Raw genomic sequence first — 11,828 nt, forward strand, 5'->3', positions numbered from 1 at the left:
GGGCGTCCAGCCATCGCCACCAGGTTCGGTGAAGTGCGTACCGTTGTCGGTGAGCACGGTGTGAATGCGGTAGGGAACGGCCGCGGCGAGGGCGCGCAGGAAGTTGCTGGCAATGCGGCGCGTGGCCTTCTCGTGCAGCTCCGCGAAAGCGAACTTTGAGGTCCTGTCGATGGCAACGAAAAGGTGGAGCCTGCCTTCCTCCGTCCGGACCTCGGCAATATCGATGTGGAAGTAGCCGATGGGGTAGCGCTTGAACTTGGAGCGCTGGGGCTTGTCGCCCTCGGTGTCCGGCAGTCGGCTGATGCCATGGCGCTGCAGGCAGCGGTGAAGGCTCGAGCGGGTCAGGTGCGGAATGGTGGGCTGGAGGGCGTAGAGGCAGTCATCCAGCGGCAGCAGCGTGTGACGGCGGAAGGCAACGACCACAGCCTCGTGCTCTGGCGACAGAACCGTTGACCTGGGCTCCTGAGGGCCGGTGCGAAGGTCGGAGACAGAGGTTCTCTTCCTCCACTTCGCCACCGTCTTGGGGTTGATCCCGTAGCGCTTGGCGAGCCCCCTCAGGCTCTCTTGACTATGTTGTATCGCTCGACGGACTGCCTCCGTCGTTGTGGCGCTGCCGTGGAGAAGCTGGCCCATAGTGCGTCCTTCCACTCAGGGGAAAAGACTGCACCATCAAACCCTGGGATCAAACATCTAGGCTGGCTCTGGGCCGTTGTGGGACCCTCTGCCAAAGCCAATCCGGTCGCGGCGAGGAGCAGAGGGCGCCGGGGAACGGAGAGGGGCTTAGTAGCCATGAGAACCTCCTACCCAACGCGGCGGCTATTGGTGCGCTCGAGAGCCGCGCGCAGGCCGCGCCCCAGCTTTTCGGGGGCGTCCACGCACCAGAAATGCATGTAGAAGACTACTCCCTCTGGTTGAGATCGCCGGGATCAGGCCAATCTTGGCTACAGATTGCTTCCGGAGGTTGCTGCCGAGGCTGGGCTTTCAGGCAGTATGACGAGCCTCAATTTACCGTCGCCAACGTTGCCTCCGACAGGTGAGACAAGGCCATGTCGATTTGGCAAACTAGCCCTGTAGTTTCCCACATCAGTGACAAGCTCCCACCGAGCTGACCGTGAACGACGCCCTCTAGGACACGAGAGCCAAAGCCGCGTGTGGATGGGGCACCAGTGATAATCGGTCCCCCCGTTTCAACCCAGACGATGGTCAATCGACCTAGTGGCTCACTCGGCCCGTTACTTACATGCCAGGAGAGGCGGACACGCCCCTCCATTGTCGCTAGTGCCCCATGCTTTATTGCATTTGTCGCCAACTCATGGATTGCCATCGCCAACGGCTGGGTCGCCGCAGCCGGAATCAGAACGGGATCACCTTGCAATTCCACCCTGGGTCCTGGAGCGTCTGAGCTAGTCGAGACAAATCCTGCCAACTCAGATGTCAGCAGTGCGTGTAGGCTTGCCCCTCTCCAGCGATCGTCCGCCAGCAGCGTCTGGGCCCGAGCAAGCGCTGCGACCCTTCCCTCAACCTGTTTGGCAAAAGTCTTGATGTTTGTTTTGGCCGTCAGACGAAGGGTGGCCTGCACGACCGCAAGAGCGTTCTTCGCTCGATGATCCACTTCGCGAGCAAGAAGACGAAGCCTCTGCTCTCCGGCCTGAAGCTCTGCTGTCCTCTCGTCAACACGGGCTTCAAGGCTGAGATTTAGGTCTCGAAGCTGCCTGGAGCGGGATTTCGCCAGGAGGGCAAGCGAGACGAGCCCAACGGCCACAGCTTTGGCAAAGGCGCCATAAAGCAAGAGGCGGCGATACCATGGAGATAGAGCTTCAGCATACGCGATCCCGTATGAGACATAGACTGGAAAGCGGTCGAGTTTGCGCACAACGAGCAGGCGATCAATTCCGTCGACCATTGAGGTACGCCGGAAAACAGTGCGCTCCCCTGCTAATCTGATGGCTTGGACAATTGCCGTCCGAGATCCCGCGGTGGCGATCTGCTCCTGCTCGGGTGGTGGACGTCGCACGAGGATCAGGCCGTCGTCGCGGGTCAAATTGATCATTGTCGTAGGGTTTGGCGTCGCCCGCCCCCAGTAATCCAGAAAGCGGCTCTGCCGTATGCCTGCGGTGATCACCCCTTGGAAATCGATGGCCTCAACAGAGCGCCGGAGTGTGATGAAGACGTGTTCGCCGCCATCAGGGCCGTGATGGGTCGGACCGGCTATGTAGGGCACCGCATCCTTGTGCTCGCGGTGCCAACGAAAGTAGCTCCGGTCTGCCACATCTACATCCGGTGGTACCTCTGCTTCGTCAGACAGCAGCAAGGGATGGCCATTGGCGCTGTAGGCTGCGATGCTGAGCGGTGGCGCGAACGGGCGCTGCATAGTTCGAAGATAAGCCTCATTGGCAATCTGCGAACTTCGAATGTCCTCATCAGACCGTTGGCCGAGCCAAGCGTCAGTTGCACCCAATGCTAAAGCCTGTAACTGGAACAGACTCTCCGCGTGCCCATGGAGCGTATCAACAGTGGACAGAAGATCGCGATAAACCGCGCCGAGTGTTTGACTGCGGTCGTAAGATGCGATGCCTGCGAAGACGGTCAAAGGGAGGAGAAGAGACGCGAGGAGCAGGACGTTAAGAGGGTCAGGCCGCCGCAGCTTGCCAATCAGAAAGGCCTGTGCATGCCGGTCAGCATCGTTCCTGGGCATCTCGTTTCCTCGACCCTGGAGCCAATCAGCTGGTCCAAGAGTCTACCTTCTCGGAAGGCAATCATAGGTTGTAAACACAGCCCACTGCACGAGTTTCATCGTAGTCCGAAGTGCCGAATGTGAGCCCCACTCCTAATGATCGCTGCACAGCAGATTGATGCACTTCTGTTGTACAGAAGCCCTGAATTGGGGCCTTCCTCAAACTCGGCCTATGCCCCTGGTCCAGCGCAAAAAACTCACGTTAGGACGAGATCCCGAGCAGCGCTGATCGGGATCCCGCTCTTCAGCAGAAAGTTGCCCTCGGATCATTGACTTGCGACTGGTTATCCGAGAGAGCCCGGTTCGGCGCTGAAGCACAGCATGTCCGTCAGGCTGGCCGCGGCGAAGACGGTGTGGTTTTCCTGAGCACGGGCGGAACACCGGTCACCGATACGGCATAGGAGAGAACGAAGGCCAGAAGGCAGCGGCGCATCTCTAAATACTTGAGCGATGTGCTCAGACGGAAATAACGATTGCCAAGCTTGGCGCAATGCAGGTCTCAGGGCAAAGAACTCGCGATGAGCTCTCGGATACGGGCTGCGAGCACATCCATGGCGAACGGTTTGGTCAGGACATGCATGCCCGCCTCCAGATGCCCATGGCTGAGCACGGCGTTCTCGGCGTAGCCCGTTATGAACAGCACTTTCATGCCAGGCCGCGCGACGCGGGCTGCATCCGCTACCTGACGCCCGTTCATTCCACCCGGCAGCCCCACATCGGTCACCAGCAGATCGATCCGTACATCGGATTGAAGAATCTTTAGCCCGGCGGTGCCGTCCGAAGCTTCGAGCGCTGTGTAACCAAGGTCCTCCAGGATCTCCGCAACCAGCATCCGCACCGTAGGCTCGTCATCGATCACAAGGACGGTCTCGTTGTGCTCGGCACGGGGAGCCCTTGGCAACTCGGTTAACACGTCGGTTTCGGCCACATCGCCAAGATGGCGGGGCAGGTACAGGCAGACCATCGTCCCTTTCGTTACCTCCGAGTAGATCCGCGCCTGACCCCCTGACTGCCGCGCGAAACCATAGATCATGGATAGCCCGAGCCCCGTGCCCATCCCGATCGGCTTGGTGGTGTAGAAGGGGTCGAAGGCGCGAGCGATGACGTCCGGCGGCATGCCCGTACCGTTATCGCTGACGCAGAGGGTGACGTATTGACCAGGCGGTAGCTCCCGATCCCGGGCGGCACGCTCATCGAGCCAGCGGTTGCCGGTCTCGATGACCAGCTTGCCGCCCCCCGGCATGGCATCCCGCGCATTGATGCAGAGGTTCAGCAAGGCGTTCTCGAGCTGGCTCGGATCGACGAGCGTGGGCCACAGACCACCGCCCGCGATCGGCTCCACGCTAATCTCGGGGCCTACGGTGCGCCGGACCAACTCCTCCATTCCGGCCACTAGCCGGTTCACGTCGGTCGGTTTCGGATCGAGCGTCTGCCTCCGCGAGAAGGCCAGCAGGCGATGCGTAAGGGCTGCAGCCCTCTTCGCCGCGCCCTGGGCCGCGTTGACGTAGCGGTCGACGTCCCTGATCCGGCCCTGTGCAACCCGGGTCTGCAGTAGCTCCAGGCTGCCGGTGATGCCGGTCAACAAGTTGTTAAAATCGTGCGCGATGCCGCCCGTGAGCTGCCCGACCGCCTCCATCTTCTGACTTTGGCGTAGAGCGTCCTCGACCCGCTCACGCTCCGCAATCTCTCCGACAAGGCGCTCGTTGACGTCGCTCAGCTCCCGCAATCGCAGCTTCTGTTCCGTCAGGTCCGTCAAGACGCCACAGAGCAGCGTCGCGCTGTCCTCGCTGTGCAGCAGGCTCAACGACATGTAGACGGGGACAGGTACGCCCTCCGCGGTGCGGAGGGTCAGTTCGCGACGGGCGACGCCGGATCGGGCTTCATCGAGCAGGCGATCGAAGGCGATACAGTCCTCCTGAAGGATCAACGGTCGCAGGGGGTGCCCAATGATACGTTCCTGCGGCACGCGGAGCATCTCGGCGAGGCGGGTGTTGCAGTACAGGACCGTTCCATCGGAGCCGAGCGTGACGGCCCCTTCCTGCATCTGCTCGATCAGCACGCGATAGGGACGGTCGGCACTCTCCAGCGTGAAAACCCGATGCTCCTGGGCGGTTCCGCCCACCACCAGCGCGTCGACCTCACCGCGCCGGATGGCGTCGAGCGTGTCCTCGCTCTCCTGTAGACGCGCCTCCAGCGCCTGGATGCGCTCGATCAAGCCCGCCCTGTCGGCACCCTGAAAGTCAGTTGGCGTCATCAATGGACGGCCGCAGCGGTGTGAGGTCCAGACCCCTGAGGACCCTCTCGGTCTCGGAAAGGTCGCCGATGATGCGCCGCACTGGCAGAGGCAGCAGCTTTACCAGGGTCGGCGCCGCGATGACTTGGTACCTCCCGGCAAGCTCGGGCTGCTGGTAGATGTCGACCACCTCGAGATCAACCTGCGCATCCAGATGGTCCGCGCAGATGCGCCTCAGGTTCTCGATCGCCTGACGCGACCGCACCGAGCTGCCCGCCACGAACAGGCGTAGCCGGTAGGGATGTGAGGTGGGCGCCTCAGGATCGACGGCGTCGTCATCACTCAAGGCGGTGGTACCCGTGGGCGTATGTCTAGACCGACCAAAACCTTATCGGTGTTCGACAGGTCGCCGATGATGCGTTTGAGCGGCGCGGGCAGCTTCCGCACCAGGGTGGGAATGGCCAGGATCTGGTCACCCGCGGCCAGCTTCGGGTTCACCAGCAGGTCGATGACCTCGATCTCATAGCGCCCGGCCAAGTGCTCCTCGCAGACGCGCTTGAGGTTGGCCATTGCAGCGAGGGACTTCGTGGTCTGTCCTGCCACATAAAGCCGCAGGTGGTAGTGGCCGGGATCCGGATCACCGTCCGGATCCTGTTCCGGAAACAGCGGGCCCTGCGGGCTCATTCCGCAGCACCCCGGCGGGTCGCCAGGACCTTACGGTCGCTCGCCAGCGCTGCCTCGTGGGTGTCCTCCTGGGCGAAAAAAAGCATTGCCTCCTCGTTCTCGATTTCTAGGGCGGCCCGCAGTTCGCTGATCTGTCGCTCGAGCGTGTCACGGCGGCGAGCCAGTTCGCGTTGGCGCCGCTCGACCTCCTGGCGACGCCGCGCGGCGGCCTCCTGCTCGCGGGCAGCCTGGGTGAGGCGGGCGGTGCCGGTCAGCACGCCTTCCGGGCCGATATAGGGCTCGATCAGCTCGATTCCGGTGTCGCTGATCCGGTACTCGCGAACCTGATTGGAGTGGCTCAGGCCGCGCGCCTTGATGAGGTAAAGGGTCCGATTGCGCTCGCCGTTCGCTTCGAGGTCATTGAGCTTGATCCAGGCATCCATCAGCGAGGACAGGCCCTGGTCAGTGCCGTCACCCATGGCGCCATCGGGCCGCAGGCTGGTGAAGAGGGCCGTGATGCCCCGGCCCTTCAGCAGATCCATCATGCGCAGCAGTGTCGCGTGGACCTCGGCATCCGGGCCGCGGAAGGCCGAGATCGGGTCCACGACCACGACGTCGGGCTGGAAGCGCTCGAGGTCGCGGTGCATGCGCGCCAGGTGCATCTCCAGGCCGTAGAGGCTGGGACGAGCCGCCTCGAAACGCAGCAGGCCCTGGTCGACCCACTTCGTCAGGTCGAGCCCGACGGACCGGGCGTTGCGGCAGATCTCCTGGGCACTTTCCTCGAAGACGAAGGACAGGCAGCGCTCGCCGCGGCGACAGGCAGCGTCTGCAAATTGGCTGGCGAAGGTCGTCTTGCCCGTTCCCGCCACCCCGGACAGCAGGATGCTGGACCCCTGGAAGAAGCCGCCGCCGCGCAGCATGGTATCCAGCCCCGGGACGCCGCTGGAGACGACCTCGCTGGAAGCCGGACGGTCGAGCCCGGACGAGGTGACCGGCAGCACGCTGATGCCGTCATCGTCGATTAGGAAGGGGTACTCGTTGGTGCCGTGCGCCGAGCCACGGTACTTCACCACGCGCAGCCTGCGCGTGGTGATCTGGTCCTCGACCCTGTTGTCGAGCAGCACCACGCAGTCGGAGACGTACTCCTCCAGGCCCTGACGGGTGAGCTGGCCCTCGCCGCGCTCGCCGGTGATCACGGCCGTCAGCCCGCGATCCCTGATCCAACTGAACAGACGGCGGAGTTCGGCGCGGAGGATGGCAGGATCGGTGAAGCCGGAAAAAAGGGTCTCAATGGTGTCGAGCACCACTCGCTTTGCACCGATTGAATCCACGGCGAAGCCGAGGCGCACGAAGAGGCCCTCGAGGTCGTATTCCCCGCTTTCCTCGATCTCGCCACGCTCCACCCGCACGTGGTCGATCGCCAGCTTGCCCTCGGCTACCAGCCCGTCGAGGTCATAGCCGAGGGAAGCGACGTTGGCGGCGAGGTCCTCCGCGCGCTCCTCGAAGCTCATGAAGACGCCCGGCTCGCCGTAGCGGGTAGCCCCGTTTACCAGGAAGGTCACCGCGAAGAGGGTCTTGCCACAGCCTGCGGAGCCGCAGACCAAGGAAGGCCGCCCGGCCGGGAGGCCGCCGAGGGTGACGTCATCGAAGCCGGAAATGCCGGTGGCAACCTTGGGTAATGAAGCCGGAAGGGTCGCCTCAGGTAGCATCGCTCGATTTGTCCTCGATATGTTTGATAGAACGCGGTCACAGCGCTCTGGACGCAGGAAACAGAGGGTTTGCCCCTCCAGTCCTCACGCCTGTCGGTGGGAGGCCAGGACTTCTTCAGGCAGGAGCCTTTAGCATAATGCCGTCTTGCTCTTTTCATACCCTCCGGTTCCATCGGCGGTGGATTGGTCCTCCCGCCTCGTCCTCTCTGGAATCCAGAGACCGACCAGCCGAGTGGGCCGAACTCCCCCCTTGTGCTTCGGCGCGCAAATTGGGATGCCTCGCCGTATCATTAACTCGCGGTAATTGGAGAGAACGGCTTTGCAGGAAGCACTCCTGGCGCAGGACCTCGCGCCAACTCTGCGCGCGCGTGTTGCCCGGTTGGTGACGTCGACTAGGTTCCAGCAGATCGTGACCGGCCTCATCCTCCTCAATGCCGTCACCCTGGGGCTGGAGACCTCGGCGTCGGTCATGGAGGCCTATGGTCCGCTCCTGGAGGTCACCGACAGCGCCCTGCTCTGGCTGTTCTCGGCAGAGCTGGCCCTTCGGATCTTTGCGTTCCGCGGCCGCTTCTTCCGGGATCCTTGGGGTATCTTCGACCTGCTCGTCATCGGCATCGCCTGGGCACCTTCGGGTGGTGACTTGGCCGTCCTCCGGTCGCTGCGTGTGCTGCGAGTACTCCGGCTGCTCTCCGTCGTCCCATCCTTGCGTCATGTGGTTGAGGCCATGCTGGCCGCCCTTCCCGGGATGGGCAGCATCGTCTTGCTTATGGGCCTGATGTTCTACGTCTCGGGCGTAATGGCGACGAAGCTGTTCGGGGAAAGCCTGCCGGAGAGATTTGGAACCCTCGGCAATTCCGTTTTCACACTGTTCCAGTTGATGACCCTGGAGGGCTGGGTCGAAGACATCGTCAAGCCCGCCATGGAGCACCACCCTGGAGCCCTGCTGTTCTTCATTCCTTTTATTGTTATCTCCACCTTTGTCGTGTTGAACCTCTTCCTCGGCGTGATCGTCGAGAGCATCCAAACGCTCCGAGAAAGCCGGGAGAGTGCCGACGCCGAGGCTGCTCAGGCCGCAACAGATGCTGCGGCATCCGCTGCTCATGCTGACAGCCAGATGCTGATGTCTGAGGTTCGTGAGCTACGAAAGGAGATTGCTGCCCTGAGGGGTGAGAGGAGCTAGGCGGCCACGAAGCTCCTGTATAGCCACACCAGCATATCCGGGCTGGATATCACGTTCTCCCGGACCGCCGCCGCGAACATGCCATCGACGACAAAACCACCGAGGTCACCAGTATGAAGATGCCGTCCCTATCTGGTTTTGGCGATGCAGGTATGGACACTGAGAAAGGGCCTCGCTTCGCCCAGCTGGTCGTAAAGCACTTCGATTGTATTCAGGCCGATAGTGGCGTCTGAGCCTCTGCCAATGCGCAGGGTCTCGCCTGCATGGGGCGCGAGAACCCCGTGCACTGGGTACTCGAGCGGCAGAGTTACACCTTCTCCGAGCGAGCCCAGCGACATAGTCCAGGCAAGCGTGTAACGGGTTCGATTTCGGAGGTACGCGCGGTGTTCGTAAATACCTTGGCTGAGCATAACAGTGTAGACATAGCTTACAATCACCCTGTTGGTGCAGAGGTTCGCGCCGGGATCTGCCTCGGCAGAAATAGGCCAAGCGAACCAGAGAAGCGTCAGCAAAACGCTTCTGGACAACAGCCGTCTGATATCCTTCAGCGTGCGCGGCATCGCTGTCTGCCCTCATGTGTCAAGCTCGATGAGAAGCCATCAGGCCCTGAACGACATCGAGCTGTAGTTGCTTCTTAGCGGGCGAGTCGATCGGCAGGTAGGCGCAAGGAGACGACCAAGCCCTCGGGCTGGGACCAATCGAAAGCCACATGGCCGCCCAGCTGACCTTGCACACTCTGACGGACAAGCGACGTGCCGAAGCCCCGCCGCACTGGCTCACCAAATAGCTCTGGCCCACCCCTCTCCTGCCAGCGGACGACGACCATGCTCTTCGGTGTGATAGCCGACCAGGTCAAGGAAGCCACACCGGTTGGCAAGGAAAGCGCGCCATGTCGTGCTGCGTTGGTGGCAAGTTCATGTACCACCAGCGCCAGGGCCGAGGCACTGGTCGGGCCTATGGTCACCCTTGGTCCATCCATCTCGACTCGTCCCGAGGAGCTTTCGTGATCTCCAGATAGACGAATGCCGTACGGGGCAAGGAGTGTTTGAAGAAGCGCGATCATGGTTGTCGAGTGCAGACCACGGGCTGAGCCGTCACCGGTCGCATCACGCACCAGTTCATGCGCAGCTGAGAGCGCGGCAATGCGGCCATGGAGAACCGAGGCCATGGTTGCTGGATCAGCGGCCGTCTTTGCTGTAAATCGAACGAGGCCATCGAAGACGGCGAACTGGTTCTTCACCCGGTGATCCAGTTCCCGCACCAGTAACTGCAGTGCTTGCTCCGAGCGCTTGCGCTCGGTGATGTCCTCAATGACACCCGTGTACCGAGTTACGCGTCCGCCAGGAGGGACGGCCAGGGGAACACCGCGTACCTCGACCCAGCGATCGTCGTTGTTGTCGTCACCTCGGACGCGGCAGGAGAAGCACAGGTCGACCGAGTTATCGACGGCATGGTTGTAGGCCTCGAGAACGCCGTCGTGGTCCTCCGGCACAACGCTCGCCAGGAAACTTTCGATGGTCCACTCAGCCAATGGGTCGGACAAACCCGCAACTGCGCTGCGACGCGAGCGGGCGCGTTGCTCCGGCGTCAGGTCGATCTCCCACGCCGTTATGCCCGCGGCCTCGGTTGCAAGCCGAAGGCGTGCCTCACTGTTCTGAAGTGCCGTCTCACGCCAGCGGACACCGGCAACAAGGGCAGAGATCGAGGACGAGAGCAGCGTAACCTCACGGAGTCCCTGGCCGATCGGTACCTCGGTTGCCCTTGGATCTGTTTGAAGACGCTCTGCGGCTCGACAGAGGTCGGCCAGGGGACGTGTGATTAGCCCTGCGAGGTACCACCCGAGTCCTGCAGCCAGAGCAGCGGCGACGAACCCCCAGAACAATACCTGTTGAGCGAGTTGACGCGCGGGAGCAAAGGCTGCCTCAGCGTCCTGACGAACGAGTACCGTCCATCCAAGTCCGTGAAACGTCCTATGGCCTTGTGTTGCTGCATAGCCCACGAGGTGCGTGTGGTCCTCCGCCCCATTCTCGGGTCTGGAGCGCTCGACGACACTGCCTGCCCGTCGAGCAGCGAGATCTGCGAGGGCCGATGGGGCAAGATCCGTGATTGTTGCTCCGCGTTGGCTCCGGGGACCCAGGAGAACCTGCCCCTGCCGCGACAGGATGAACGCCTCGGCGCCAGGATGGCGGGCCAAGATGGGAGCCATCACATGGCGTTCGATCCCTTCAGCCCACTCCCAATAAAGGTGCGCACCAACAACCCCAACGAGCGCATTATCAGCGGCCCGAACTGGGGCGGCTAGGTCCACAAAGCGTGGTGGGTTGTCTGGCCCACGGCCAAGAAGAGGCGCCATCAGAATGGCGTCGTGCACGTCGGAGACGAAAGGACCCTGCTTGCCCCTCTGAAAGTACTCTCGTCCCGACACATCGGCACCGCGCAGAATGCCAGAGCTCGTCTCCACAACTCGCCCGTCAGCCCCGATGTAGCCAAGGATCGCGTAGTCCGGATAAGTCTCCTGCAAGCGCTCCAATATTCGCCGACGGCCATCGATCGTTACGTTGGTGTCGATCATCGTGTCCAGAGACGCCGCGACCTGGACATCGCGCAGGCGTTCGAACAGGCCGCGGTCTAGAAGGGCAGCCACGTGCTCGGCAGCGGATGTGAACTCTGCTCCGATGTCCGCCCTGATGCGCTTGTCAGCGACATGCCCAATGGCGGCCGAGGAAATGACCGCAGTAAGGAGGGCAAGGGCACCGAAGGCGGTGGAGAGAACAACCTTCAGGCTGGGGGTGAACACCCGAGGTGCGGCCACCGGAAGACTAGTGGCCTGCTCTCCTGCCTGGATCGCCGCATTGGTCGCATCTGCAGAGGGCAACAACGACCGTCCTGTGGCAGCCTCCTCCTGGTGCTGGGCTCCAAGCCCTCGAACTCCATCCATGCGGAAGGACTAGCTCCGGTTGTGCTGACCTCGGAAACCGCTACGCATGCGTGTTGATTAACCTATGTGCAGGTGGGTGGTTTGCCTAGGGCAGTGTCGGCGGGATGGCTGGGAATTCTGAGCCGCAGTGGCAGCTACGCACCGCGTGTGGTCCCTATAGGGCCTGGCCTTCCTTTGTTTGCAGGACAGATCTTCCATGGCGGAGTTTAGCTGGAAGCGGCATGCCACGTTCGGGTGGAGCATTCGGAGAAGCAGCCGCGGGTAGGACGGACCCGATTGGTCGCCCGCCCGCCTCGCCCTGGCGCCCTGCGCTTGCCCGCCTTAAGGGCAGGCACGATGTCCCGCCGCGTCCTCGCTCTCCTCCTCCTCGC

At 62.4% G+C, this 11,828-nt stretch carries 9 protein-coding genes; 1 reads left to right on the forward strand and 8 read right to left on the reverse strand.

Features of this window, described 5'->3' with window-relative positions:
• The 6 genes from ACFFIC_RS14650 to kaiC all read right to left on the reverse strand — a co-directional run.
• Positions 1–633: DDE-type integrase/transposase/recombinase (locus ACFFIC_RS14650; protein WP_377051574.1), on the reverse strand; the 633-nt coding region annotated here is incomplete at its 3' end.
• Positions 634–1,000: 367 nt separating this feature from the next.
• The gene (locus ACFFIC_RS14655) at positions 1,001–2,695 is read right to left on the reverse strand and encodes a sensor histidine kinase (RefSeq protein ID WP_377051576.1); all 1,695 of its coding nucleotides are present in this window, start codon (positions 2,693–2,695) and stop codon (positions 1,001–1,003) included.
• Between the two features lie 538 nt (positions 2,696–3,233).
• Positions 3,234–4,949 (reverse strand): response regulator, encoded by a 1,716-nt coding sequence (locus tag ACFFIC_RS14660; RefSeq protein WP_377051578.1) that lies wholly within the window; start codon positions 4,947–4,949, stop codon positions 3,234–3,236.
• Between the two features lie 25 nt (positions 4,950–4,974).
• Positions 4,975–5,313: a circadian clock KaiB family protein gene (locus ACFFIC_RS14665; protein WP_377051580.1), complete on the reverse strand. Its 339-nt coding sequence runs from the start codon at positions 5,311–5,313 to the stop codon at positions 4,975–4,977.
• Positions 5,310–5,651 (reverse strand): circadian clock KaiB family protein, encoded by a 342-nt coding sequence (locus tag ACFFIC_RS14670; RefSeq protein ID WP_377051582.1) that lies wholly within the window; start codon positions 5,649–5,651, stop codon positions 5,310–5,312. Before ACFFIC_RS14670 ends, ACFFIC_RS14665 begins: the two co-directional genes overlap by 4 nt.
• Positions 5,648–7,339 carry a circadian clock protein KaiC gene (gene kaiC, locus ACFFIC_RS14675; protein ID WP_377051584.1) on the reverse strand — a complete coding sequence of 564 codons (1,692 nt, stop codon included), beginning with the start codon at positions 7,337–7,339 and terminating at the stop codon, positions 5,648–5,650. Before kaiC ends, ACFFIC_RS14670 begins: the two co-directional genes overlap by 4 nt.
• A gap of 319 nt (positions 7,340–7,658) precedes the next feature.
• On the opposite strand from kaiC, the gene ACFFIC_RS14680 reads away from it, so the two are divergent.
• The gene (locus ACFFIC_RS14680) at positions 7,659–8,519 is read left to right on the forward strand and encodes an ion transporter (RefSeq protein WP_377051586.1); all 861 of its coding nucleotides are present in this window, start codon (positions 7,659–7,661) and stop codon (positions 8,517–8,519) included.
• 128 nt (positions 8,520–8,647) lie between these two features.
• Here the strand turns inward: ACFFIC_RS14680 and ACFFIC_RS14685 are convergent, their stop codons facing one another.
• Together ACFFIC_RS14685 and ACFFIC_RS14690 are read right to left on the reverse strand one after the other, a co-directional pair.
• A complete protein-coding gene (locus tag ACFFIC_RS14685) occupies positions 8,648–9,079 on the reverse strand; it encodes a hypothetical protein (RefSeq protein ID WP_377051588.1) in 432 nt (143 codons plus the stop codon).
• 74 nt (positions 9,080–9,153) lie between these two features.
• Positions 9,154–11,394, reverse strand: a complete 2,241-nt coding sequence (locus tag ACFFIC_RS14690; protein WP_377051590.1) for a sensor histidine kinase — start codon at positions 11,392–11,394, stop codon at positions 9,154–9,156.
• Between the last annotated feature and the right edge of the window lie 434 nt (positions 11,395–11,828).

Source organism: Muricoccus vinaceus, from assembly GCF_042433125.1.
GTDB classification, from domain to species: domain Bacteria; phylum Pseudomonadota; class Alphaproteobacteria; order Acetobacterales; family Acetobacteraceae; genus Roseomonas; species Roseomonas vinacea.